Raw genomic sequence first — 25,361 nt, forward strand, 5'->3', positions numbered from 1 at the left:
CATGCACGCGAACCTGATTGCTTGCTGCGGACGGCTGGTCCTGGCCGTGCTGGTCCTGGCCGCGCCCGGCCCGACCATGGCCGCCACCGACGCCCTGAGCCTCAGCCCGCCGGCCATCGTCATGGGGGCGCAGTACAACGGCGTCGATCTCACCGTGGCCGGCGGCGTTCCCGCCGGGGCGGATGTGATCGTCCGTCTGACCGGCACCCCGGACGAGTTGCACCTGCGCGAAAAAGGCAAGGTCTTCGGCCTGTTGTGGATGAATGTCGGCAAGGTGGTCGCCACCAATGTCCCCAGCGTGTACCTGGTCGACGGTTCCCGGCCGCTGTCGCAGATGGGCGCGGGGGCCGTGTCCTACCGGCTCGAATCCCTGGTCGGGACCATTGGCGTCAAGCAGGAGGGCACGGACGATTCGATCGACATCCCTCACCAACTCCTGCTGCTGAAGGCGCATGAGGGGTTGTATCGGGAAAGCGCCGAAGGCATATCCCTAAGCGCGGCCACGGGCGACACCCAGCGGTTCGTTGCCCACATCAAGGTGCCGCCCTCGCTGAAACCGGGGGAATACCGGGTGGAGGCCATTGCCCTGAAAAACGGGGCCGTGGTCGAGCAGTCGCAGACCGTGATCGAGGCCGCCCTGACCGGCTTCCCCAAATGGCTGAGCGAGCTGGCTTCCCAAAAAAGCGCGCTCTACGGGGTCATGGCCACGGTGGTCGCCATTTTCAGCGGCCTGGCGATCGGGCTGGTCTGCCAAAGCAGGAAAGGTCACTGATCGGGTGCGACCATGGCCAATCGCCTGGCACAACGGCTCGCCTTCTGGCGGCCTCCCAGCGAGGCGTTGCCGTTCACGGTGCTCTTCAAGAAATTCCAGAGCATCCTCGAGCGCAACAACCTCATCCTGGAACTGATGGCGGACATGGGGGACAAGCTGGGAGGCGAGTATATCTTCGACGGCCACTATATCGCCGAGGCCGCGGAGAAACTCGGGGATCAGGTCTTCAAGCTGATCTCCGACTACTCCATCCTCAACCAGCACCAGAACGCCGACCTGTTCGTGGCCTTCGAGCGGATTCGCTATGCCATCCAGGAGGAACTGGCCGGCCACCACATCCTCACCGGCGGCGGGCCGGTGGCCGAACTGACCGAGATCGGGTACGAACAGAGCGAGCTGGCCGGGGCCAAGATGGCCACCTTGGGCGAGATCCGCAGGCGGTTGGAGCTGCCCGTCCCGGACGGCTTTGTCATCACCACCCGCACTTTTTTCGATTTTTTCCAGCGCAACAACCTGTTCGACCGGACCGAAACCGCCGCCCGCCTCTGGCAGGAGCAGGCCCTGGACGATCTGCGCCAGTTGTCGGAGGAGATGCAGCAACGCATCCTGGCCGCCGCCATGCCGCGCCGGCTCAGCCAGCACATCCTCGCGGCCTTCGATGCCCTGGCCAAACGGCAGCGGAACCGGAAGCTCAAGGTGGCCTTGCGCAGCAGCGCCTGGGGCGAGGACGGCAGCAGCAGTTTTGCCGGACAGTACCGATCGATCCTCAACCTCGGCCGGGACGAACTCATCGATGCTTACCTGCAGGTAGTGGCCAGCGCCTACGGCATCGAGGCCTGGCGCTACCGCCTGGCCAAGGGTTTTCTCGAAAACGAGACCGCCATGGCCGTGGGCTGCCAGGCGATGATCCAGGGGCTGGTCAGCGGCGTGCTCCACACCTATGCCCCGCAGGCCGCCGAGGGCGCCATGCTGGTCAACGCGGTCTGGGGCCTCTGCGCCCCGGTGGTGCAGGGCGATGCCTCCGCCGACACCATCCTGCTCGACCGCCGGCCGCCGTATTCGCCGCTCAGCCTGGCCGTGGCCGACAAGCCCCGGCAACTGGTCCCGGCCGAGGACGGCGGCACAACGTGGCAGGAATTGCCCGTTGTTCTCCAAAAAACCGCCAGCATGAACCCCGCGCAGATGGAGGAGCTGGCCCGGGCGGCCATGAGCATCGAGCGCTATTACAAGCGGCCCCAGGAAATCGAGTGGACCTTCGACCGGGACGGGCGGCTGGTCATCCTCCAGTCCCGGCCGCTGCGCATCCATGTGGAGGCCGATGCCGGCCAGGGTATCACCGAGGCCACCCGCGACGCCGAGATCGTCTTTTCCGGCCGAGGATTCGTCGCCCAGCAGGGCATCGCGGTGGGCAAGGTCTTTCTGGTGGAGAACGACCGCGACCTGGCCGCCTTCCCCCACGGCGCCATTCTCCTGTCGCGCTACACCTCTCCGCGCTATTCGGCGGTCATGCCCATTGCCCAGGGAATCATCACCGATGTCGGCTCGCCCACCGGCCACATGGCCACTTTGTCCCGCGAGTACCGGGTGCCGACCGTGGTCAACGCCGAAATCGCCACCGCCCTGTTGAAAACCGGCGACGAAATCACCTTGGATGCCACCCAGAATATCGTGTATCGTGGCAACATCGGTGCCTTGGATCGCTTCGAGTTGATCGAGGAGGAGGTGTTCGAGGATTCCTACGAGTATCGGCTGCTGGGCCGGCTGCTCAAGCTGATCAGTCCGCTGCACCTGCTCGATCCCCAGGGCGAGGACTTTACGCCGGCCGCCTGCCGCAGCTACCACGACATCACCCGCTACATCCACGAAAAGGCGGTGGAGGAGCTGATCCATCTCAGCGAAAAGCAGGGTGCGCGCTCGCTGTCCGCGCCCAAGCGGCTGGCCACCGAGCTGCCGTTGGGCCTGATGGTTATCGACGGCGGCGGGGGCACCACCTGTCCGCCGGAATCGCCGGCCATCGGCCCGGAGCAGGTCGTCTGCCTGCCGCTCAAGGAGCTGCTGGAGGGCATGGGCGGGATGGGCATGTGGTGCACCGAGCCGGTGGCCGTGGACCTGGGCAGCTTCATGTCGAGCTTCACTCGCACCTTTTCCGCCTCCATGGCCCGGCCCGAGGAGATCGGCCGGAACCTGGTGGTGGTGCTGGACCACTACATGAACATCAACATGCGGCTGGGCTACCATTTCACCATCGTCGACGCCTACATCGCGGAGAAGATCAACGACAACTACATCTATTTCCGTTTTCTTGGCGGGGTGACCGAGTTCATCCGCCGTTCGCGGCGGGCGGCCTTCATTGCCAGGGTGCTGGCCCACTACGATTTTCTGGTGGAAATCCATGGCGACCTGGTGGTGGGCCGCCTGAAAAAACTCTCGCAGCAGCGCATGGCGCGGCGGATGCGAATGCTGGGCGGCCTGGTCGGCTACACCCGCCAGCTCGACGCCCGCATGCACACCGACCGCGACGTCGATCACCACGTGGAACTTTTCCTGCAAGCGATGCAGGCATGTCTTGGAGAGTAGGACGATGGTAACCAACGAGGCCGCGGCCCCGCTGCGGATATTGATCCTGGACGACGAGCCCATCGTCTGCAAGCGGCTCAAGCCGGCCTTCCAGAAACTGGGCCATACGGTCGAGACCTTCACCGACAGCGGCCAGGCCCTGGCCCGGTTGGGCGAGGCCGTCTTCGACCTCGTCATCACTGATTTGAAGATGGAGGGGGCGGACGGCCTCCAGATCCTCAATGGCGCCAAGGCCTCCTCGCCCGCCACCCAGGTGATCGTGATCACCGGTTTCGCCACCCTGGAGACCGCCAAGGAATCCTACCGCAAGGGCGCCTTCGACTTTGTCGCCAAGCCGTTCAAGCTGCGCGACATCCTCGATTGCGTCAAACGGATCGAGGACCGGCGCCGGGGCCCGGCGGCCGAATCCGGACAATAGGCCGGTGGGGGCGGTCTCGGGCATGCGGCGGTGGTGGCGCGGGCTGGGGGCGGACAGGCGAACCGCGAGGCAGGAGGTCGATTTCTGGCGCCTGCAGGCCCTGTTCAACAATTTCAAGCGCATCCTCTCGCTCAACAACGCCATTCTCGAGGACATGGCGAAGATGGAGCGGGCCCTGGGCGGGGAATACATCTTCGACCGCGCCTTTCTCGAATCCTCGGTGAGCAACATCGCCCACCGGGTGCACCATGTGGTCTACAGCCTCAATGCATTGACCGGCAACCGCCATGTCGGCCTGTACGATCGCTATCAGGACATCCGCACCCTGCTCGACGACATCCTGGCCGACAATATCCGCACCCTGGCCGACGAGGCGGTGCTCCCCCTGCGGGCCATCGGCTGGGAGCACGAGTCCCTAGTGGGGATGGACCTGGTCTGCCTGGCGGCCTTGCCCGCTTCTTCCCGGATCGTGCCGATGGACGGCCTGGCCGTGACCGCGGAGGGGATCCGGGCCCTGGAGCTGGCGGATGCCGGCGGAGCCGACAGCGACCAGGGCCCGCGGCTGGCGGAGGCGCGAAGCGCTCTGCGCGAGCAGCTGCGGCGGCTGGCAACGGCCCAGCCCGGCGGGCCGGTGGCGGTGGTGGCCAGCCGGATCGACGGGGATGAGAGTCCCTTGCAGGAGATGGGCGCGTTTTTGCTCGGCCTGGATCTGGACCGGCGGGAGGTCTCGCTGGTGCGTCAGGACGGTCCGGCAGACGCGGTGGCCGAGCGCATGGTCCTGGCCGATCCGGGACCAGACCGGACGGAAGAGGAAGACGGGGAAGGGGAGTGCAGCGCGGCCGAGCTGCTGCTGCACGGGCTGGAGCGGATCGCCCAGCTGGTCGGCGAAACGCCGGCTCCTGCCGGCCCGCACCCGGCAAAGAGCGCCTTGTTCGTCCATCCCCAGCCGCCGCCGATGCTCACGGGCACGATCCGCACCCGGCCCCTGCCCGGCAACCCCTTGGCGGCCGAAGACGGCCTGATGGTTGAGGCCGCGCCCTTTCCGGAGGCGCCGGGCGATTGCTTCCTGCTGCGGCGGACCCATCCCTTCGAGTTGCTCCGGTCGCATATCGCGGCCCGGCCGGCCGGGCACCGCTTTGCCGACAATCGCCCCGCCTCGGCGGCTTCGGCGGAACAGCCGCATCTGCGCCGGGGCTCGGCCCTGGTCGAACCGGGCCTGCTGCGCGATTTGGCCGAAACCGCCATGCTGCTCGAACGCCTCTTCGGCGCGCCCCTGGAGATTCGGTGGCAGTTGGGGAGCGACGGCGTCTGCCGCCTCGCCCGACTGTTGCCGCTGGCCTGTGGGCTCGAGCCGGGCCCGGGTCAGGGCGCCGCCGAATCCGGCGAGGCGGTCCCGGTGTGCCAGGGCGGGCAGACCGGCCAGTCCGGGGTGGGCGCCGGTCCGGTGGTCCATGTCGACGAGACCACGGACCCGGAAACCTTTGTAGCCGGAGCAGTGGCCGTGGCCCGGTACGCCTCGCCCGACCTGACCCCGATCCTGCAACGGGCCGCGGCCCTGGTCACCGAGTTCGGTTCGGCCGCCGGTCACCTGGCCACCGTGGCCCGCGAACTGCGGCTGCCCTCGATCTTCGGCCTGCCCGACGCCCTCGACCTGCTGCCACCGGGTACCGAGGTCACGGTCGACGGCGGCGAAACCACAATCTACGGCGGGATCGTTGAGGCCATGCTGCGCCTCGACGCCATGGGCATGGAACTGACGCCCCAGGATCGGGAATACCGAATGCTGCGGCGCCTGCTCCGTTTCATTCTGCCGCTTCACCTGCTTTATCCGCAATTGCCGGACTGTACCGCTGAAAATTGCCGCAGCTTCCACGACATCATCCATTTTTGCCACGAGCGGGCGGTGGAGGAGTTGGCCCATTTCCAGGAACGGCGTCCCGGCCTGGACACGCTGCGCACCCGGCTTCTGGAATTGGACCTGCCGCTGGATATCCGGGTCCTGGATGTCGGCGGCGGCATTCGTCCCGGGAGCGATTTGCGGCTGCGGCCCGACCGGATCGAGTCCGCGCCGTTCGCCGCCTTCCTGGAAGGACTGACCGATCCCCGCGCCCGCAATCCCGAGGTGCCGAGCCTGGGGCTGCGCGACATCCTGGCCGGCGTGCCTCGCAGCATGGGCCTGCTCGCCGCGCCGGTCGACGCCTTGGGAGCCAACCTGGCCATCGTTGGCGGCGAATACCTCAACCTCAGCCTACGCCTGGGCTATCACTTCAGCGTCATCGACGCCTATCTCGGCGAGGATGCCAGCCGCAATCACGTCTATTTCCGCTTTGTCGGCGGCCTGGCCGATCCGGAGCGGCGCGGCCGGCGGGCCCGGTTCGTCGCCCAGGTGCTGGCGGCCATGGAGTTCAAGACCAGCGTCAAGGGCGATCTGGTGGTGGCCCGGCTCAAGCTGATGGAGCCCGACCTGCTCCGGGCGGCCCTGCTGGCCCTGGGCGCGCTCACCGCCTTTACCCGGCAGCAGGACATCAACATGCGCAGCGAGGCGGATTCGGCGCAGCGGTTTGCCGCCTTTGCCGCCGATTTTCTTTTGCCCTTCGGCGCGCGAGGGTTGCGGGAGGCCGGCGATGAAGTGTCTTGAGGCGGTCTGGGGATGGATCAAGCAGCGCCGGCAGGCCCGGGAGCAGAAGGCCCTGGCCGGACTCAAGGCGCGCTACCACGCCTTTCGCATTTTTCTGGAGAACAACGGCAAGGCCCTGGAGCTGATCGCCCACCTCGACGGCCAGCTGCACCGGGCCGAACCGGCCGATATCCGGGCCACGGTCGACGACCTGCTCGGGGTGAGCAGCGAACTGGTGGACGGCCTCAACCTGCTGGCCGACGGCCGCCACGAGAACCTCTACGTCCTCCACGGCCGGCTGGGCGAGCAGATCCGGGCCGAACTGCGCAATCTGGGACAGGCGGCCCTGGCGCGCAGGGCCTGCGTCGGTCTGGACGAGCTGGAGGCAACGGCCCTGCTCCAGGCCGGGGCCAAGGCCATCAACCTGGCCCGGCTGCGGCAGATGCACCTGCCGGTGCCGGACGGATTTGTCTGTACGGTCCGGGCCTGCAAAAACGTTCTCCGCGGCGGCCGGCTGGGCGGGCACATCCGCTTTCTGCTGCGCGATGTCGAGATCGGCCGCCTGCACTCCCTGGCAGCGGCGGCGAAAATACGCGGACTGATCTTGGAGACGCCCTTGCCGTCGGAAATGGCCGTAGCCTTGACCGCAGCCTACCAAGAGCTGGAGGCGCGGGAAGAGGCGGCGGGGCGGGGAACGGCCGCTGGCGGTTTCGGTCCGCAGCAGCGGTGCCAGCGAGGACGGAATCGAGCATTCCTTTGCCGGCCAGTTCACCTCGCTGCTCAACATCCGGGGCGTCGAGGCCCTGCACGATGCCTGCCGCCGGGTGATTGCCAGTGGCTTCGGCGACCGGGTCATCGCCTACCGGCTCAATGCCGGCCTGCCGCCCTTTGACTTCGACCTGGCGGTCCTGGTCCAGGCCATGGTGCCGGCCACCACCGCCGGAGTGCTGTTCACCGTGGACCCGTCCCGGCCGGAGAGCGGCCGCATGCTGGTCAGCGCGGTGCCGGGCCTGGGCACCACCGCGGTCGGCGGAACGGTGCCGGCGGATATCTACCGGCCTCTGCGTCGCCTCGGCGGGGAGAGCGAAGAGGCCGCGAAAAGGCCGGGAGAACAGTCGGCGGAACCATCGACGGCGCCGGCGGTCGAGCAGTCGATCGTCCGCAAAACCTGGCGCGAGGTGCCCGATCCGGCCGGTGGTCTGCGCCGGGAAGAGGTGCCGTCGGCCGAGGCCGAGCAGCCTTTGCTCACCGAGGAAATGCTCGCCCAACTGGTGGCGGTTGGCCGCATGGTCGAGGGCCTGGAGGGCATGGCCCAGGATGTGGAATGGGCCTGGACCCCGGCCGGTTTGCGCATCCTCCAGGCCAGGCCCCTGCGCCTGGCGGCCGCCTTTGGCCCCCGGTCCCCGATGCCCTCACCGGCCGAGCCGCTCTGCACCGGCCTGTGCGCCTCGGCGGGCAAGGCGGTGGGCCGGGTGCGGCTGATCCGCTCGATCTCCGAACTGCACCGGCTGGAAGCGGAGTTGCCGCTGATCCTGGCCGAGGGGCCGCTGATCCTGGCGCTGCCGCACAGCATCGTCGACGCCGCCCGTCTGCTGCCCCATTGCACGGGTATTCTGGTGGACATGGGCAATCCCACCGATCATCTGGCCTGCGTGGCCCGCGAGGGCGCGGTGCCGATGCTGTGCGGGGTGCAAACCGGCCTGGCCGATCTGAAGGACCGGCAATGGCTTCTGGTCGACGCCGACCACGGCCTGGTCCTCAAGGCGCCGGAACCGGTGTGCCGGCGGATCATGACCAGCCATGGCCAGCGGCTTGCGGCCGCGGCGCAGGACGGGGAGGGCGGCCGTTCCCGCCCGTCCCAGGCCATGGACCTGTCGCCGGTCCGCCAAAATCTGCGCCGGCAGATCGTGGCCCTCGATCTCACCGACGCCTACGGCCCCACCTTCTCCCTGGCCGAATGCAGCTCGATCCACGACATCGTCCGCTACACCCACGAGATGGCGGTGCTGACCATGTTTTCCGCCGGCGACCGGGTGATCGAGGAGGCCGGCGGCCTGCTGCGGCCCATGGAGATCGGGGTACCCTTTTCCTTTTTGGTCGTCGACCTGGGCGGCGGCATCCGCCGGCGCAATCCGGCCAACCGGCGCCGCTTGGGCCTGCGCCGCACCCTGGGCCGGGAGGATGTGCTGTCCGCGCCGCTGGCCGCCCTCTGCGACGGCATGGTCACCCCCGGCCTGCGCTGGCACGCGCCCTCCGACCTCAAGGCCTTGCCCGCGATCGCCTCCCGCACCCTGCTCGACGGCCGCGGGGTCCGGCCGGCCGGCGCCTTCAACTACGCCCTGGTCGCCCGCGACTATCTCAACCTCAACGCCCGGGTGGAATTCCATTTCGTGATGGTGGACGCGGTCTGCGGCCGGGATGCCCACGCCAACTACATCCGCTTCCGTTTCAAGGGCGGCGGCGCGGGCCTGGAACGCAGCCGGCGGCGGGCCGTTTTCTTCCAACATGTGCTCGAGCGCAAGGGCTTCTACACCACCGTGGCCGGCGACCTGGTGACCGCCTCGTTTGCCGGCGCGGACAAGGAACGCATGGCGGGACAATTGGCGATGGTCGGCCGGCTCTTCGGCTTCAGCCGTTTTCTCGACGGCGCCATGGCCAACGACGCCATACCCACGCACCTGGCCGAATCCTTTCTTGCCGGCCGGTTCGACAGCCTGGAGATTTTGGCCGCGATGGAGGCGGAGCAAGACAGGGGAAGCGATCAGGCGTGATAGAAGATCCGTTGCGGCAATTGCACGGCGGTGAGCAGGTTGCCATATACCGCGCCGGTATCGATGCCGATGCGGTCGGGCCTGACCAGCGGGGTGGCGTGGGTCAGGTGGCCAAAGATCACGGTCCAGGGCGGCGGCGGTTGCAGGTTCTCTTCCCGGCCCAGGCGGCGGCTGATCAACAGCCGGGCCTCGGCCTGGCGCCGCCGCATCCGTTGCCGAGGGGTTTCGTCGATAGTAGCGACGGTGGTGGCGGGCGGGGCGGGATCGAAGTCGGCGTGGGTGAAGAAAAAGCCGTCGCAGGTAAAGTTGAGCCGCAGATCGAACAAAAATTGCTGGTGTTCCGGCGGCATGCAGGAAAGGTCGGCCAGGCGCCCGAGCGGAACCCCGTAACTCTCGGCCGTGGCCTCGATGCCCATCGCCCGCAGCAGGCTCAGGCCGCTGGGGCCGCTGTCCGGATCGTAGTCGAGCAGGGCCTGCTCGTGGTTGCCCTTGAGGAAAACCGCCCGGCGACAGTTGCGCTGCAGGCCGATCAGGGTGTCGAGCACCCGGCGGGAGTCCGGACCGCGGTTGATGTAATCGCCGAGGAAGACCAGGGTGTCCTCGGCCCGGTCCAGCGGCAGGCGGCCGAGCAGAGCGACCAGTTGCCGATGGCATCCGTGGATGTCGCCGATGGCGAAAATCTTCGACATGGGCCGGTTCCTCGTTGGGTAGGGTCTGTTGCCCGGCTTGTCCGCCTCAGTCCATGGCCAGCGTCATGCCATACCAGGTGGCAGGCGGGGGATGGCCGACGACCAATCGTTCCACCGCATGCGGCTGCAGCCGCTTTGCCATGTAATCCATCCACTCCAGGGCCTCGGTTTGGGAGGCGAACGGGCCGACCTGGCAGGCGTTCCACCCGTCGATGCCCCGGGCGTTGAGTCGATTGTCGATGGCCTCTTTGTCCTGATAAATGCCAAGAAGTACTTTCACTGCGAACCTGTGCGAAGGGGAGTCTCAATGCCGCCCGCCGGCTGCGATCGTGCGGCGTTCCGGCATGGGCCGGGACGCGGGACGGACAATACTCCAATCAGCAAGAACGGTGCCAGGTTGTTGAGGTTGGAAAAAGCGGAAGAACGGGATATTGCGAGCTGCCTTGGGCCGGATCTGTTCATTTTGAAACAGACCCGGTCCGATGGTGTCTCAAAATGAAATCGTGGCCGGCAATAAAAAAGGGCGGGGGGCGCTCAAACGCGGCGCGGTCCCCGGCGCTCCTCCGGTTCCGGCGGCAGCGATCTGGGCTGCAGGCGGCTGCCAAAGGCGCTTTGCAGCATCTGCTTGACCGCGGTGCGGTCGCCGGCGGTCAGCGAGACGATCTTGGCGCCGGTCTGCATGAGGGCCATGGTCAACAAGGCGCCGGCCAGCACGCCGAGGCAATACACCATCAGGGCGATGAGGTTGGCCAGGGGGATGGTCCGGTCCGGCAATTTGATGTCAAAGGCGCGGCCGCCGAAGCTGTCCGCCAGTTCCCGGATCGGTTCGGCAAGGGTGGTCGGCGACTTGAGCATGGCCAGGATGAGGTGGAAGACGTCCATGGCGTAGAAAAGGCCGATGACGATGATGGCAAGGCCGAGGCAGGTGGCCGCGATCTGGACGAATCGTTTCAATATTTCCATGACTGGCAAGCTGTCGTCATCTTCTGTAAACGGCATGTTCTTGGCCTCTCCTGAAGGTTGCACGTGGCGGTGTCGGCCTGCATTCCCCCTGTCGGACGCGGGTCGCGCTGGTCAAAGCCACACTATCTCGGGATCGTCGCCGGCTTGCAAGCACTTCTTTGGCCGTTGCCGTAAAAATGCGCGGTTTTACCCATCGCGGCCAGGCGGGCCAGGGGGGAGCGCGGCCTGCCATCCTCCGCCGACTGCAGGGCGAGGCCGGGATAAAAAACGCGGCCGGTCGGAAGATATCGTTTTCAAAAACCGGCGAAACCGATATTTTCATCCAGGATGCCGGCCGGGCGCCATGCCCGCGTCCCACTGTTTCTCCGGTGCATCCGGCCGGTGGGGAACCGGCCTGAAAACAACCTTTGCTGTTTGGGTCCGATCCATGAATATCGATCTCGATGCCGTTGAAATCCGGGTGCTGGGCTGCCTGATGGAAAAGGAGCTGGCCACGCCGGAATACTATCCCCTGTCGTTGAACGCCCTGCTCAACGCCTGCAACCAGAAAACCAACCGGACACCGGTGATGCAGCTGGACGAGGACACGGTGCTGGCGGCCCTGCGGTCGCTCAAGGAGCGGCGCTACGTCTACCAGAGCGATGCCGGCCGGGTGCCGAAGTACTGGCAGGCCTTTGCCAAGGACCACGACCTCGGCAGCCGTGAATCGGCCGTGCTCGGCGTGCTGCTGTTGCGCGGGGCGCAGACTGCGGGCGAACTGCGGCTCCGGGCGGATTCGCTATGCCCCTTCGACAGCCTGGAACAGGCGGCCGCCACCCTGGACCATCTGATCGCCCTGGGCCTGGCGACGCAGCTGCCCCGGCAGCCGGGCCAGAAGGAACAGCGGGCCATTCATTTGCTGGCGGCCCCGACGGACGGCCCGGAGCCGGAGACCGTGCAACTCGTCCGCACCGCGCCGACGCCGGTCGAGGAGCGGTTGGCCGCGCTGGAGGCGGCCGTGGCCGCGCTACGCGAGGAATTGGCAACGATGAAAAGCGAGCTGCAGGCGCTGCAGTCCCCCGAATGAGTCGGGAAATGAGTCGGGAAATGGGTCGGAACGGGCAGCAAAAGGCGCCGATGCACATCGATCTCAACTGCGACATGGGCGAGGGGTTCGGCGCCTATGCCCTGGGCCGGGACGAGGAGATCGTCGCCTCGGTCTCCTCGATCAACATCGCCTGCGGCTTCCACGCCGGCGACCCCCACGTGATGGCCAGGACGGTCCGGCTCGCCCGCGAACGCGGCGTGGCCGTCGGCGCCCATCCGGGCCTGCCCGACCTGATCGGCTTCGGCCGGCGGGACATGGACTGCAGCCCGGAGGAGATCGCCGATTTCCTGACCTATCAGGTTGGCGCCCTCCAGGCCTTCTGCAGGGCCGAGGGGGTGGCGTTGCGCCATGTCAAGCCGCACGGCGCCCTCTACAACCGGGCCGCCCGGGATGAGCGCTTGGTGCGGGCCCTGGCCGGCGCCCTGGCCCGCATCGACCGTAACCTGCTCCTGGTCGGCCTGGCCGGGCGGGACAACCGCCGCATGGCCGACATTGCCGCCGCCGAGGGCATCGCCATGGTGTTCGAGGCCTTTCCGGACCGGGCCTACACCCCGGAGGGCACCCTGGTTTCCCGCCGTCTGTCCGGTGCGGTGATCCACGATCCGCAAGCGGCGGCGGCTCGGGCCCTGCGCATGGTGGTGGAGCAGACGGTGGCGGCCGTTGACGGTACCGTCGTGCCCCTGGCGGCCGGCACTCTCTGCGTCCACGGCGACAACCCTGAGGGGGTGGCGCTGGCGGCGGCCATCCGCCAGAACCTGGAAGCGGCCGGAGTGGCGGTCCGGCCGATGCAAGCGGCCTGAACCGGCCATGGACAACCGGGACGACAAAGCCGACAATCGCCTGCCCGCCGTCCGCTTCCGCATCAGCGGCGACCGGGCGCTGATCGCGGTCTATGGCGACCGGGTCGAGCCGGAGATCAACGAGCGGGTTCGGCGGATGGCCGCCCTGATCGAGGCCGCGCGCCACCCGGCCATCGAGGCGGTGGTGCCGTCCTACGCCACCCTGGCGATCCACTACGATCCCGACCTGATCGATCCGGCCGCGCTCGGCGGCCTGCTGCGCGATTTGGAAGTTCGGGCCGAAGAGACGACGGTGCCGCCGGCAACCACGATCGAGATCCCGGTCTGCTACGGTGGCGAGTTCGGGCCGGACCTGGCCACGGTGGCCGCCCACAACCGGCTGGCCTCGGAGGAGGTGATCGGCCTGCACTGTCGGACCGTCTACCGCATCTACGCCATCGGCTTCACCCCCGGCTTCTGCTACCTGGGCGGGCTCGATCCCCGGCTGCACACCCCGCGCCTGGCCACCCCGCGTCAGCGGGTTCCGGCTGGCTCGGTAGGCATCGCCGGCGGCCAGACCGGCATCTACCCCCTGGCCAGCCCCGGTGGCTGGCAACTGATCGGCCGCACCCCGTTGTTGCTGTTCGATGGCGGCCGGACCCCACCGGTTCCCTATCGGCCCGGCGATGCCATCCGGTTCCGGCCGATTGCAGCCGAGGCTTTCTTCCGCCTGGCCGGGGAGGAGAAGCGGTGAACCCGGCTTTACGCATCCTTGCGCCGGGATTGGGCCTCACCGTCCAGGATCTGGGGCGGTTCGGCGCCCGCCATCTGGGGGTGCCGCCGTCGGGCGCCCTGGACGACTATGCCCACCGGGTGGCCAATTGGCTGGTGGGCAATCCGTCCGCCTGCGCCACCCTGGAAATGACCGTGAGCGGTCCCCGGATCGAATGTTTGATTGCCGCCGACATCGCGGTCACCGGCGCGGCCATGGGCCTGTGGCTCAACGGTACGGTTCGTCGGCCATGGGCCTCGCTGCGGGTCCGGCCGGGCGATGTGCTCGAACTGGGCCTTGCCGAAAACGGCTGCCGCGGATACCTTGCCCTGACCGGCGGCATTGCCGTGCCCGAGGTGCTGGGCAGCCGCTCGACCTGCCTTGCCGGCGGCCTGGGCGGATTGGAAGGGCGCCTGCTGGCAGCGGGCGACCTGCTGCCGGCCGGCCCGGGCGAGCTGCTCACGGTGCCGCGCCGGCTGCCCTGGACGCCGATCTATCCGCAGCATCACCTGCTCCGCGCCATTCCCGGCCCGCACGATCACCTGTTTGCCGGCGAACTCGGCCGTTTTTTCGAAACGACCTTTACGGTCAGCCCCCGCAGCGACCGCATGGGCCTGCGGCTCGACGGCCCGGCGGTGGCACGGGACGCGGGCGCCCCGAGCGGCATCGTTTCCGAGCCGGTGGTGCCGGGCGCCATCCAGGTGCCGGGCGATGGCCAGCCGATCCTGCTGCTCCGGGAGCAGACCATCGGCGGCTATGCCTGTATTGCCACGGTGCTTTCCGCCGACCTCTGGCGGATCGGCCAGGTCAAGCCGGGGGACACGGTGCGCTTTGTCCGGGTCGGCCTGGCGGCGGGCCGGCGGCTGGCCGCCCAGTGGCGGGATTTCCTGGCAACGACCGAGCGCCTGCTGGCCGCCGGCCGCTAGCCGGATACCGGTCCTTTCGGGTTGACAACCGGTTGGGCCGGGGATATGAGTGGGCTCTTTTTCGACTTTTCATTTTCAGGCCGCACCTGAAGCTGCGCCAAGAGCGCCAAGGAATATTGCCATGATCACACCCGTACCGCTCAACTCCGACGAGGGCCAAAGGATTGCGGTTGCAATCCGCAACCGTTTTGCCGACGCGACCGATGCCGCCTGCCGGGAGGCGGTGGCCGCCATCCTGGATCGGGTACGCCGGGAAGACGACGCGGCGGTGCTCGACTACTGCCGCCGGTTCGACTGCCCGGTGATGAGCCGGGAAGGTTTGCGGGTCACGCCCGAGGAATTCGACCGGGCCGAGGGCGAGGCCGACGCGGAACTCCGCCAGAGTCTGCGGTTTGCCGCCGAGCGTATCCGCCGCTTTCACGAGCGCGAGATGGAGGATTCCTGGCTGCTGACCCGCGACGACGGCGTGGTCACCGGCCGGTTGGTGCGGCCGGTGGATTCGGCCGGCCTGTATGTGCCCGGCGGCAAGGAAGGCTCGACGCCGTTGGTCTCCTCGGTGCTGATGAACGGCATCCCGGCCCAGATCGCGGGCGTGGGCCGACGGGTGATGGTGACCCCGCCCGGCCGCGACGGCCGGGTGAGCCCGGCCTTGCTGCTGGCGGCGCGGGAGATCGGCATCGATGAGGTCTACAAGGTCGGGTCGGCCTGGGCCATCGGCGCCCTGGCCTTTGGCACCGCCACCATCCCCAGGGTGGACGTGATCGTCGGGCCGGGCAACCAGTACGTGGCCGAGGCCAAGCGCCAGGTGATGGGCCGGGTGCGGATCGACATGATCGCCGGGCCGAGCGAGGTGCTGATCGTGGCCGACGACACCGCCGAGGCTGCCTTTGTCGCCGCCGACATGCTGGCCCAGGCCGAGCACGATCCCCAGGCCCTGGCCATGGTCATCACCACCAACAGCCGGCTGGCTGCGGAGGTGGGCGCGGAACTGGAGCGCCAGTTGCCGCTTTTGCCCAGGGCCGACATCGCCCGCACCGCGCTGGCCGACCGGGGCTTGATTCTGGTGGCCGACAGCCTGGCCGCGGCCGTCGACTTGGCCAACGAGGTCGCGATCGAGCATCTGGAGTTGCAGGTGGCCGAGCCGTGGCAGTGGCTGCCGAAAATCCGCCATGCCGGGGCCGTGTTCCTGGGCAACTGGACCCCGGAGGCGGCGGGCGACTACGTGGCCGGACCCAACCACGTCCTGCCGACCATGGGCACCGCCCGCATCGCCTCGGCCCTGGGAGTGGAAACCTTTTTGAAGAAGAGTTCGATCATCAGCTATTCCCGCCAGGCCCTGGAGGCCGACAGCGACCATATCCGGCGACTGGCCGGCCTGGAAGGGCTGACGGCGCACGGCAATTCGGTGGCGGTCCGCCTTGGCCGAGGATAGCCGGCAACTACTCGCCGAGGGGGCCAGGGCCCTGGGAATCGGGCTGGAGGCTGCGGCCATCGACCGGCTGGCCTTGTATCTGGCCGAGCTGATGAAGTGGAGCCGGCGGGTCAATCTGATCGCCCGCGACACCCCGGAGCCGCAGGTCGTCGACACCCACTTCCTCGACGCGCTCACCCTGGTGCCGCTGCTGGAGGAAGGCGGCGGCGCGGTCCACCTGCTCGATGTCGGCACCGGCGCCGGCTTTCCCGGCCTGGTCTTGGCCTGCGTCCTGCCCGACGCCCGCTTTACCCTGGTGGAGCCGAGGCAGAAACGGGTGAGTTTTTTACGCCACATGGTCCGCACCTTAGGCCTGGACAACGTCGAGGTGGTGGCCGACCGGATTGAGCCCCATGCCGTGGCCTGGCACGGCCGCTTCACTCATCTCACCAGCCGGGCCGTGGCCGAGCCGGCCGTTTTTTTGCCGCTGATCCGGCCCCTGGCCGCCCCGGCGACCAAGGTAATCCTCATGCTGGCCCGTCCGGAGGCCCTGGCCGGACTCGAGCATCTGCCAGCCGGCCCGTGGCGGCTTGTTGCCAGCCGCGAGTTCGTCCTGCCGTTTTCCGGCGCGCCCCGGCTGCTGGCCGTGGTCCGCTGCGGGTGATACTTCTTTCTGGAATTAATGCGGTCGATCTGGTAGTAACAAATCTCTTTCTTCCACCATATCCACACGGAATTGCTCCGTTGTTGAGCGAGGTTCATTATGGCACACACGATTGCGGTCCTGGCCGGTGACGGCATCGGTCCGGAGGTGATGGCCGAGGCCATCAAGGTGCTGGACGCGGTCCAGCAAAAATTCGGTTTTTCCTTGAAGTACAGCGCGGCCGACGTCGGCGGCATCGCCATCGACAATCACGGCGAGGCCCTGCCGGCCTCGACCCTGAAGGTCTGCGAACAGAGCGAGGCCATCCTGTTCGGCTCGGTGGGCGGGCCCAAGTGGGAAAGCCTGCCGCCGGCGCAGCAGCCGGAACGGGCCGCGCTGTTGCCCCTGCGCAAGCATTTCGACCTGTTCTGCAATCTGCGGCCGGCCAAGGTGTTCAAGGCCCTGGTCGGCGCCTGTCCCCTGCGTCCGGACATCGTCGGCGACGGCTTCGACGTCCTGGTGGTGCGCGAGCTGACCTCGGGCATCTACTTCGGCCAGCCCAAGGGCCGCGAGGGCAGCGGCCCGGACGAGCGCGCCTGGGACACCAAGATCTACAAGCGTTCCGAGATCGAGCGCATCGCCCGCATGGCCTTCGAGGCCGCCCGCCTGCGCCGTGGCCGGGTCACCTCGGTGGACAAGGCCAACGTGCTGACCTGCATGGTCTTCTGGCGCGAGGTGGTCAAGGAGGTGGCCAAGGATTTTCCCGATGTCGAGCTGAACCACATCTACATCGACAACGCCACCATGCAGCTGGTCAAGGATCCGCACCAGTTCGACGTCATGCTCTGCGGCAACATGTTCGGCGACATCATCTCCGACGAGGCGGCCATGCTCACCGGCTCCATGGGCATGCTGGCCTCGGCCAGCCTCAATAGCTCCAAGTTCGGCCTGTTCGAGCCGGCCGGCGGCTCGGCCCCGGACATCGCCGGCCAGGGCATCGCCAACCCCATTGCCCAGATTCTGTCGGCAGCGATGTTGCTCAAGTACAGCCTCGGCCAGGAACAGGCGGCCGCAGCCATCGAGGCGGCGGTCGCGGCGATTCTCGACCGGAAGATCATGACCCGCGACATCGCCACCCCCGGCGTGACCCCGGTCTCGACCTCGGCCATGGGAGAGGCGATCGTCCGCGAAATTCTGGCCTAATCTCAACCTGACAGGGAGGTACGGTATGCCGCGACGGAAGAACATGGTCCTGATTGCCAACAGCTCGGCCGCCCGCATGGCCGCCGACGTGGCCCGCGAGCTGGATATCTCGGTGACCGAGATGACCACCAAGCGTTTTGCCGACGGGGAACTGTACCACGCCTTTCCCCGCGACATTGCCGGTTGCGATTTGGTGATCGTCGCCACCACCGAGGACGACGCCGCCCACCAGGAATTGATCGACCTGATCGCCGGCGCCCGCTACTGGAACGCCCTGTCAGTCAATGTGGTGATTCCCTACCTGGGCTATTCGACCATGGAGCGGGCCCGGCCCGATTCCGGCGAGATTCCCAAGGGGATCACCCGCACCCGGCAGATCTTCCGCGCCCGGCCGGATTACGTGGCCTTCCTCGATCTGCACTCCGAATCGGTGATGCACGCCCACACCGGCGAGGTGCGCACCCGTCATCTGTGGACCGAGCAGGTGGCGGCGGAGAAGATCCGCCGGATGGGGCTGGACAATATCGTGCTGGTGTCGCCGGACTACGGCTTTTCCAAGCGGGTGGCGCGCCTGGCCGGCTTGCTCGATTGCCCGCACACCGCCGCCAACAAGGACCGCTACGATGTCGACCAGACCATTGTCGGTCAGCTGTCCGGGGCGGTCCGGGGCCGCAACGCCATCATCTGCGACGACATGATCCGCACCGGCGGTTCCATGCTCCAGACCGTGGACCGCTGCTACCAGGCCGGGGCGGTGAGCGTGATGCTGATGGCCACCCACCTGGTTTTGGCCGGCAACGCCCGGGAACGGTTCGTGGAAAAGGGGATCGACTGCATCATCGGTGCCGATACCTATCCGGGCCGGGTGAGCGACGAGCTGCTGCGGGTGTATTCGGCGGCGCCGGTGATCGCCGATGAATTGAGGGGATATTTCCGCCTGCACTGAGCCAGGCGCAACATGATAACCACCAAGGGGAGAGCGATATGAAAAAGGTTGGTATTGTCGGCTGGCGCGGCATGGTCGGCTCGGTGCTGATGGAGCGGATGCGGCAGGAAGGAGATTTTACCGGGTACGAGCCCCGGTTTTTCTCCACCTCCCAGGCCGGGCAGGCGGGGCCGGAAGTCAACGGCACGGTCTATGAACTGCTGGATGCCAACAATCCCGGCTTGCTGGCGGAGATGGACATCGTCCTCTCCTGCCAGGGCGGCAGCTACACCGGCGAGATATATCCGCAACTGATGGCCAAGGGCTGGCAGGGCTACTGGATCGACGCCGCCTCCAAGCTGCGGCTGGACGCGGACTCGATCATCGTGCTGGACCCGGTCAACCGCAAGGTCATCGATCAGGGCCTGGCTAAGGGCATCAAGAAGTATATTGGCGGCAACTGCACTGTCTCCCTGATGCTGATGGGCCTGGGCGGCCTGTTCGAGCAAGGCTGGGTCGAATGGATCAGCAGCCAGACCTACCAGGCCGCCTCCGGCGCCGGGGCCAAGAACATGCGCGAGCTGGTCAGCCAGATGCGGGTTGTCGGCACCAATGCCGGGCACCTGCTGGACAACCCGTCCGCGGCCATCCTCGAGCTTGACCGCAACGTAATCGCGACCCTGCGCGATTCGTCCTATCCGACCGCCAACTTCGGAGCGCCGCTGGCCGGCAGCCTCATTCCTTGGATCGACACTGCCATGGACAACGGCCAGACCCGCGAGGAATGGAAGGGCGTCACCGAAACCAACAAGATTCTGGGCCTGGCTCCCGGCCAGATCCCGGTGGACGGCTGCTGCGTGCGGATCGGCGCCATGCGCTGCCACAGCCAGGCCTTCACCATCAAGTTGAAAAAGGATGTGCCGCTGGCCGAGATCGAACAGGCCATCGCCAACCACAACCAATGGGTCTACCTGGTCGAGAACACCAAGGAGCAGACCTTGAAGGAACTGACCCCGGCCCGGGTCACCGGCACCCTCGATATTCCGGTGGGCCGTTTGCGCAAGATGAACATCGGGCCCGAATACCTCAGCGCCTTCTCGGTGGGCGACCAGTTGCTCTGGGGCGCTGCCGAGCCGGTCCGGCGGATGCTGAAGATCGCCCTGGAGTATATCGGATAAGATATCGGTTGCATCGAATCGACTGGGAGGGCGCCACTCGTCCTCCGCCAAAATCAAAGGCCGCTTCCTGTTCGGGAAGCGGCCTTTTTTTATCGAACGGTTCGATGAGCAACCGACAGCGTCTATTCCTTGTCCGCCGGCGGCATGGGCGCAAACTCGATCGGCACCCAGGCGTAGCTGCCCTTGCCCTCGGCGCGGACATGGCCGATGCCGGGGAAGGGCAGGTGCATCCCGGCCACCAGCGACTGGCTGGCCGCCATGGCTTGCATGATGGCCTTGCGGGTGGCAATGGCCTGCTTCTGGTCGACATCGAACTCCATGGACACCTCCGGCCTGGTGAACTGAACGGCGTGGGCATGGACCAGGTCTCCCCATATCAACAGTTTTTGTTCCATCGATTCTACGGCATAGGCGGTGTGGCCGGGGGTGTGGCCGTAGGCTTCGACCGCTTTGACGCCGGGAACCAGCATCGTGCCCGCGGCAAAGGTCTTCCATTGGCCGGTGGCCAGGTACGGGGCGGCGATGTCTTGGACTCGCTTGAAATTGGGGCGGGCCCTTTCCGGGGCCGTGGCGGCGGCTTTTTCCGAAAGCCAGTAGTCGTTGTCCACCTGGGGAACCCAGACCGTGGCCTTGGCAAAGAGCGGTTTATCCTGGTTGTCGCGCAGGCCGCCGATGTGATCGCCGTGCAGATGAGTGACGATGACCGTGTCGACCTGGTCCGGCTCATAGCCGGCGGCTTTCATGTTGTCCACGACATGGCCCAGGCTCGGACCGATGAGTTTGGCCGCGCCGGTATCGACCAGCACCAGGTGATCGCCGGTGTTGATCAGATAGGCGTTGACCGCGGTTTGCATGGCGGGATTGCCGACGAACATCCGGGCCAGCAGACGGTCCAGGTCGGCCGGCTTGGCGTTGTGCAGCAGCTTGGTATCCAGTTGAATGGCGCCGTCGTACAGGGCGGTGATCTCGAATCGGCCCAATTGCATCCGGTAGTAACCGGGGACCTGAGCCCGCGCCGGCGGCGCCTGGGCCTGGGAGACGGCGAAGGAGCCGAGGAAGAGGGCGGTGCTCAGCAACAAAATTTGGGGCAGGAAATGCATGGTCGTGTCCTCCTTCGTGCAGAATGAAAATGAACCGGCGCCGGGTCGGTTGCGTGAACGGGCATGGCCGACCCCGTGCCGGCAATCAAAGGGCCTGGTCGGCCTCCGGCCGGTTTCGCGGCGATGTCGCGGTTGTGCGGTCCAAGAACTCGACCGATGGAGTAAACACTAAGGCCCCGCCATGGATGTGGCAACGGACAAGGACGGAGCCCCGGACAGTTGGTTGCGCAGTATCGATGTCGTCCCTCAACGCTGGATAAAGCCGAGTGCCTTCAGGTTCTTGGCCCAGGCGGCCCAGGGGCCGGATTCGAAGGAGACCGTCATCCGTTTGGGATCGAACAGCACCGTGGCATCCTGGTCGAGGTGGCACTTGCGGTCGTAGTTGGTGTGGCTGATGCGCAGTTGCCAGATGCCGTTTTCGTGTTTGTTTACTTCTTCGACATAGACCGGGTGGCCGGTGGGCATGCCGCGACCGGCATTGGCGGCGAGGACCAGGACCGAGCCGGCGTGGGGGAGGGAGGAGGTGGCGCCGTTTTTTTCGGCACAGGCAAACCATTGCACCGGGCTGGTGTCGCCGAGCTTGCAGGTGGCGAGGCCGGTGCGGCAGCGGGCGTAGATCAGACTTTGCGGCTGGCAACGGCCGGAGGTCCGCACCACCTTGGTTGCGGTTTTCCCCCCTTTTTTGGCAATATGGGCGCTTTTCGCGCTTTTCGCCGGAACCTGGCGCGTGACCGCCGTGGTGGCGGCCGGCTGGAGGCGATAGCAGGCGGCCCGGTCGCGTTCGCTTCTGCGCACCTGCGCCGGGTCGAGACAGCCCGAACGTCGGTTGCCGGCGGCGTCTGTCTCCGGCGCGCTCTCCTCAACGGACCCAGGGGCGATGGCGGCCGGAGGAGCGGTCTCCTGGGGCGTCGTCCGGCTTTCGGACTGTTTGGCGGAACAGCCGGCCAGGGCCAGCAGCAACAAACCGATCAGGGGAAAGAGTGCGGTGCCGGGGACAAAACGATTCATGACAACTCCTCTCGCGGTGCAGGGATTGGTGGGGACCAGGCCGCGTTTGTTGGGGGTCACGGCTGGCCAACGCATTTTCGGCAGATGGGCAGCCGGTATTCGCCATTTCTGAGTTGCTTTCTGATGGCGCGATATCGGGGACTCAACCAGATGTCGAGCAACTTCTCCGTGCGAATATTCCCAAAGATCACGGAACTATGATAATCGTGGCAGCACAGGATCACATTGCCGGCATAGTCGACGGCGACCGGGTTGCCGGGATCCGAGCAGCGGGGGGTGGTATTCACCACTGCGGGCTGAATCAAACCGCCCCGGTTGTATAACGGCGTGGCCGGATCGAAATGATCGTAGCGGATTTTGTGCGCCAAGCTACCGTTCTCTTCCACATGGGCGAGGAGGGTCTGCATGTTGTTGCTCATCGACGCACCGTGCTGGGTGATGGAAAATTTGTCGACGCCGGCGGCAATTAGGGCGTGGAAGGTGTCGACGGTCAAGGCGTCGCCGTTGGAGATGAGGACGATATGGGCCTTGGGCAGTTTTTTCCTGGTGTACGCCATCAATCGGACGAGTCTGCGGTCAAGGAGTGGTTCGCCGTAGAGTTGTGGGCTGAGTCGTCCCCTGAACTTGATCGTGGCCAGCTCGTCGATCAATTTGTAGTAGATCGCTTCATCCATGAGCCGTTCATTGGCGATTAATCCTCGCTCGAATACGCTGTTGGGACAGTAGACACATCGCCTGTTACAGGAGGTGTTGATTTCGATATTGAAGTCGCTGAAAAAATCCCAATGGCCGTAGCGGACGAGAGATTTCATGGAATAACGAAACCATTTCAAACGAATGGATGAGGGAGTTTTCAAGTGAAGGCTCGGATCCGACTGGTCCATGGTGTCATTGTCGTGCTGGAGTGGCGTCGAGAAAAAGAAGACCCTGCCTCTCTGCCCATTGGTTCCGAAAATAGGGGGCTAGCGAACACCCGACTCAAGCCGCGCCCGTGCAGCGGCTTCGGCTTGAAAACCTGTCGATTTGATACATCGCGAGGCCTTATTTGCTGCAATTGCCGCTTTGCGCCAACGATAGTTCCTGTACCGCGCTTGCACCTTGCTCCGTTGGTACAACCTCCAAGTCGGCCCCGCCCACAAATACCCCGATCTTGATATACTGACGGACGAAATAGTTGGTGCCGCTTTTGGTGAAAATGCTGATTTGGTTCGGGGAGAATTCGGATTCGGTGGAAATGACGTGTTCCTTGTCGCCATCGACAGATTTATAGAAGAATACTTGGGGCGCGGATTCTCCGAGGCATTCGCCATCGATCCAGATATCCTTCTTGATCGCTCCGCCGATGTTGCTGTCCCGGTAGATGTACATACCGGATTGTCCCGCCGGTGGAGCGTCAAAGCGCTTGGCCTGGGCTGAAAGTTCCTTGCTTGTCATCGGGACCGTGGCACAGCCTGAGACAAACATGGCAACGCCCGCAACTAATGCACTACCTGCGAACTTCATGGGCATCTCCTCTCTTGGTGTGGGTTGCGGCCAAGCACGGCGGTAAGGGATCAGGTGGCTGTGTCGTCAGTCGCGGTCGCCGCGTCCGGGCCGGAGAGCGGCGGATCGGCCTGCAGCCTGCCGTCCGCCAGGGTCAGGCAGCGATCCATGGCCCGCGCCAGCTCCAGATTGTGCGTGACCATGATCACCGCCAGGTCGAGATTGCGGCTCAGCTCGTGCAACAGGGCGAAAACCCGGTTGCCGCTGGCCGCGTCGAGATTGCCGGTGGGTTCGTCGGCCAGCAGCAGGGCCGGATCCATTACCAGGGCTCGGGCCAGGGCGACCCGCTGCTGCTCGCCGCCGGACAGCTCGCCGCTGCGGTGATGCAGCCGTTGGCCCAGTCCTACCCGCTCCAGCAGGTGCTGGGCCTTGTCCTTGAGGGCCGTCCGCGGCCGGCCGTTGATCAAGCCGGGCATCATCACGTTTTCAAGGGCGGTGAATTCCGGCAGCAGGTGGTGGAACTGGAAGATGAAGCCGATGTGGGCGTTGCGGTGGCCGGCCAGGTCCGGCTCGTTTTTGCCGGTCAGTTCCCGGTCGCGGAAAAAGAGCCGTCCCGAGTCCGGCGCGTCCAGGGTGCCCAGGATCTGGAGCAAGGTGGTCTTACCCGAACCCGAGGCCCCGACGATGGCGACCATCTCGCCGGGGCGGACGGCAAGGTCGACCCGGTCGAGCACGACGATGGTGTCGTCGCCGCTGCGGTAGGAGCGGCAGAGGTCCTCGGCCTTGAGGAGAAAGGCGTGGTCATTCATAGCTCAATGCCTCCGCCGGCCGAACCCGCGATGCCTTCCACGAGGGGTACAGGGTGGCGATCAGGGTGATGAGGATGGCGGATATCGCGATCACGGTCACATCGAGCGGCACCACCTTGATCGGCATGGTGGACATGGGGTAGACGTTGCTTGGCAGCTCGATGATCTTGTAGCGCTTGAGCAGGGCGCAGAGCCCCAGGCCGCCGGCCACGCCCAGCACGGTGCCGGCCAGGCCGATGACCATGCCCTGGTAGAAGAAGACGCGCATAATCGCGCGGGTGGTGGCGCCCATGGATTTGAGGATGGCGATATCCCGGTTTTTTTCCATCACCATCATGATCAGGGCGCTGATGATGTTGAGCGCCGCCACCAGGATGATCAGGTCCAGGGCGATGAAGATGCCGAGTTTCTCGAGCTTGAGCGCGGCGAACAGGTTGCGGTTGAGCTGCATCCAATCGCGGGCCGAATAGCCCTTGCCCAGGGCTTCCTGGATGGCGGCGGCGGTCCGGTCGGCCTGGTCGATGTTCTTGACCCGGACCTCGATGCCGTGCACACCCCGGCGAAGGTCGGCGAGGCTGCGGGCGGTATCCAAGGTGATGTATCCCATGGTCGAGTCGTACTCGAACATGCCGGTCTCGAAGATGCCCACCACCATGCAGGTGCGGATCTTGGGCAAGACCCCCATGGGCGAGAGCGGCCCGTTGGGCGAGATCAGTCGGACCCGGTCGCCGATGCCGACCTGGAGTTGCCGGGCCAGGTCGCGGCCCAGGACAATGGTCGGGATCTCGGAGGGTTTGTCGAGGTCGGTCAGCTGTCCGGCCACCATCTTCCGGCCGATGCTGAGTACCCGCATGGCACTGGCCGCGTCGATCCCCCGCAAAACCACGCCGGTGGACTGGGTGGCCGAGCTGATCAGCGCCTGGGCGTAGATATAGGGCGTGGTGGCCTCGACCCCGGCAACGCCGTCAATTTTGGCGAGAACCGCCTCGGTGTCGGTGATGGGCGCGCCGAACCGCTGCACCTGGGCATGGGCGTTGACTCCGATGATCTGGTCGCGCAGCCCCTCGGTGAAGCCGGTGTACACCGACAGCACCACGATCAGGGCCAGCACCCCGACCGCCACCCCCAGAATGGAGATGACGGTGATCAGCGAAATGAACTTCTGTTTGCGTTTGGCCCGCAAATAGCGCAGGCTGACAAACCATTCAAAGGAGGCCATGGGCTGGCGCCG

23 protein-coding genes and 1 pseudogene are annotated in these 25,361 nt (G+C 66.1%); 15 read left to right on the forward strand and 9 right to left on the reverse strand.

Annotated features, from left to right (window positions below; all coding sequences use genetic code 11):
- Position 1 precedes the first annotated feature (1 nt).
- From RMR13_RS09910 to RMR13_RS09935, 6 genes and pseudogenes are all read left to right on the forward strand, one after another.
- On the forward strand, positions 2 to 772 hold the full coding sequence (locus tag RMR13_RS09910) for a TIGR02186 family protein (protein ID WP_310600469.1): 771 nt from the start codon (positions 2 to 4) through the stop codon (positions 770 to 772).
- 12 nt (positions 773 to 784) lie between these two features.
- Complete coding sequence (locus tag RMR13_RS09915; RefSeq protein ID WP_310600470.1) at positions 785 to 3,349, forward strand: PEP/pyruvate-binding domain-containing protein; 2,565 nt, start codon at positions 785 to 787, stop codon at positions 3,347 to 3,349.
- A 4-nt stretch (positions 3,350 to 3,353) separates the two neighbouring features.
- Complete coding sequence (locus RMR13_RS09920) at positions 3,354 to 3,767, forward strand: response regulator (RefSeq protein ID WP_310600471.1); 414 nt, start codon at positions 3,354 to 3,356, stop codon at positions 3,765 to 3,767.
- 22 nt (positions 3,768 to 3,789) lie between these two features.
- Positions 3,790 to 6,405, forward strand: coding sequence for a PEP-utilizing enzyme (locus RMR13_RS09925; RefSeq protein ID WP_310600472.1), 2,616 nt, complete (start codon positions 3,790 to 3,792; stop codon positions 6,403 to 6,405).
- Positions 6,392 to 7,042, forward strand: a pseudogene (locus tag RMR13_RS09930) (PEP/pyruvate-binding domain-containing protein); the annotation flags it as partial. The gene RMR13_RS09925 and the pseudogene RMR13_RS09930, both read left to right, overlap by 14 nt.
- A gap of 85 nt (positions 7,043 to 7,127) precedes the next feature.
- The gene (locus RMR13_RS09935; RefSeq protein ID WP_310600504.1) at positions 7,128 to 9,155 is read left to right on the forward strand and encodes a PEP/pyruvate-binding domain-containing protein; all 2,028 of its coding nucleotides are present in this window, start codon (positions 7,128 to 7,130) and stop codon (positions 9,153 to 9,155) included.
- Here the strand turns inward: RMR13_RS09935 and RMR13_RS09940 are convergent.
- The 3 genes from RMR13_RS09940 to RMR13_RS09950 form a co-directional block, all read right to left on the reverse strand.
- Complete coding sequence (locus RMR13_RS09940) at positions 9,146 to 9,844, reverse strand: metallophosphoesterase (RefSeq protein WP_310600473.1); 699 nt, start codon at positions 9,842 to 9,844, stop codon at positions 9,146 to 9,148. The genes RMR13_RS09935 and RMR13_RS09940 overlap by 10 nt on opposite strands.
- 46 nt (positions 9,845 to 9,890) lie before the next feature.
- Positions 9,891 to 10,124, reverse strand: coding sequence for a hypothetical protein (locus RMR13_RS09945; protein WP_310600474.1), 234 nt, complete (start codon positions 10,122 to 10,124; stop codon positions 9,891 to 9,893).
- 254 nt (positions 10,125 to 10,378) lie between these two features.
- Complete coding sequence (locus RMR13_RS09950) at positions 10,379 to 10,843, reverse strand: hypothetical protein (protein ID WP_310600475.1); 465 nt, start codon at positions 10,841 to 10,843, stop codon at positions 10,379 to 10,381.
- A gap of 391 nt (positions 10,844 to 11,234) precedes the next feature.
- On the opposite strand from RMR13_RS09950, the gene RMR13_RS09955 reads away from it, so the two are divergent.
- The 9 genes from RMR13_RS09955 to asd all read left to right on the forward strand — a co-directional run bounded on the left by RMR13_RS09955 (position 11,235) and on the right by asd (position 19,731).
- Positions 11,235 to 11,873 (forward strand): YceH family protein, encoded by a 639-nt coding sequence (locus RMR13_RS09955; protein ID WP_310600476.1) that lies wholly within the window; start codon positions 11,235 to 11,237, stop codon positions 11,871 to 11,873.
- 50 nt (positions 11,874 to 11,923) lie between these two features.
- The gene (locus RMR13_RS09960; RefSeq protein WP_310600477.1) at positions 11,924 to 12,694 is read left to right on the forward strand and encodes a 5-oxoprolinase subunit PxpA; all 771 of its coding nucleotides are present in this window, start codon (positions 11,924 to 11,926) and stop codon (positions 12,692 to 12,694) included.
- 7 nt (positions 12,695 to 12,701) lie between these two features.
- Positions 12,702 to 13,427, forward strand: coding sequence for a 5-oxoprolinase subunit PxpB (gene pxpB, locus RMR13_RS09965; RefSeq protein WP_310600478.1), 726 nt, complete (start codon positions 12,702 to 12,704; stop codon positions 13,425 to 13,427).
- Entirely contained in the window at positions 13,424 to 14,371 is a 948-nt protein-coding gene (locus RMR13_RS09970; protein ID WP_310600479.1) for a biotin-dependent carboxyltransferase family protein, read from the forward strand. Before pxpB ends, RMR13_RS09970 begins: the two co-directional genes overlap by 4 nt.
- Positions 14,372 to 14,492: 121 nt before the next feature.
- Entirely contained in the window at positions 14,493 to 15,803 is a 1,311-nt protein-coding gene (gene hisD, locus RMR13_RS09975) for a histidinol dehydrogenase (RefSeq protein ID WP_310600480.1), read from the forward strand.
- A complete protein-coding gene (rsmG, locus tag RMR13_RS09980) occupies positions 15,790 to 16,446 on the forward strand; it encodes a 16S rRNA (guanine(527)-N(7))-methyltransferase RsmG (protein ID WP_310600481.1) in 657 nt (218 codons plus the stop codon). Before hisD ends, rsmG begins: the two co-directional genes overlap by 14 nt.
- 99 nt (positions 16,447 to 16,545) lie before the next feature.
- Entirely contained in the window at positions 16,546 to 17,628 is a 1,083-nt protein-coding gene (gene leuB, locus RMR13_RS09985; RefSeq protein WP_310600482.1) for a 3-isopropylmalate dehydrogenase, read from the forward strand.
- Positions 17,629 to 17,653: 25 nt separating this feature from the next.
- Positions 17,654 to 18,574: a ribose-phosphate diphosphokinase gene (gene prs / locus RMR13_RS09990; protein ID WP_310600483.1), complete on the forward strand. Its 921-nt coding sequence runs from the start codon at positions 17,654 to 17,656 to the stop codon at positions 18,572 to 18,574.
- A gap of 38 nt (positions 18,575 to 18,612) precedes the next feature.
- Positions 18,613 to 19,731, forward strand: a complete 1,119-nt coding sequence (asd, locus tag RMR13_RS09995) for an aspartate-semialdehyde dehydrogenase (protein ID WP_310600484.1) — start codon at positions 18,613 to 18,615, stop codon at positions 19,729 to 19,731.
- 122 nt (positions 19,732 to 19,853) lie between these two features.
- On the opposite strand, the gene RMR13_RS10000 is transcribed toward asd, so the two are convergent.
- The 6 genes from RMR13_RS10000 to RMR13_RS10025 form a co-directional block, all read right to left on the reverse strand.
- Positions 19,854 to 20,831, reverse strand: a complete 978-nt coding sequence (locus RMR13_RS10000; RefSeq protein ID WP_310600485.1) for an MBL fold metallo-hydrolase — start codon at positions 20,829 to 20,831, stop codon at positions 19,854 to 19,856.
- Between the two features lie 246 nt (positions 20,832 to 21,077).
- Positions 21,078 to 21,839 (reverse strand): hypothetical protein, encoded by a 762-nt coding sequence (locus RMR13_RS10005; RefSeq protein WP_310600486.1) that lies wholly within the window; start codon positions 21,837 to 21,839, stop codon positions 21,078 to 21,080.
- A gap of 56 nt (positions 21,840 to 21,895) precedes the next feature.
- On the reverse strand, positions 21,896 to 22,651 hold the full coding sequence (locus RMR13_RS10010; protein WP_310600487.1) for an SPASM domain-containing protein: 756 nt from the start codon (positions 22,649 to 22,651) through the stop codon (positions 21,896 to 21,898).
- A 229-nt stretch (positions 22,652 to 22,880) separates the two neighbouring features.
- Positions 22,881 to 23,342, reverse strand: a complete 462-nt coding sequence (locus tag RMR13_RS10015) for a DUF2846 domain-containing protein (protein ID WP_310600488.1) — start codon at positions 23,340 to 23,342, stop codon at positions 22,881 to 22,883.
- A gap of 50 nt (positions 23,343 to 23,392) precedes the next feature.
- Complete coding sequence (locus RMR13_RS10020; RefSeq protein ID WP_310600489.1) at positions 23,393 to 24,130, reverse strand: ABC transporter ATP-binding protein; 738 nt, start codon at positions 24,128 to 24,130, stop codon at positions 23,393 to 23,395.
- Positions 24,123 to 25,349: a lipoprotein-releasing ABC transporter permease subunit gene (locus tag RMR13_RS10025; protein WP_310600490.1), complete on the reverse strand. Its 1,227-nt coding sequence runs from the start codon at positions 25,347 to 25,349 to the stop codon at positions 24,123 to 24,125. Before RMR13_RS10025 ends, RMR13_RS10020 begins: the two co-directional genes overlap by 8 nt.
- Between the last annotated feature and the right edge of the window lie 12 nt (positions 25,350 to 25,361).

Source organism: Desulfobulbus sp., from assembly GCF_031547805.1.
GTDB lineage: Bacteria > Desulfobacterota > Desulfobulbia > Desulfobulbales > Desulfobulbaceae > Desulfobulbus.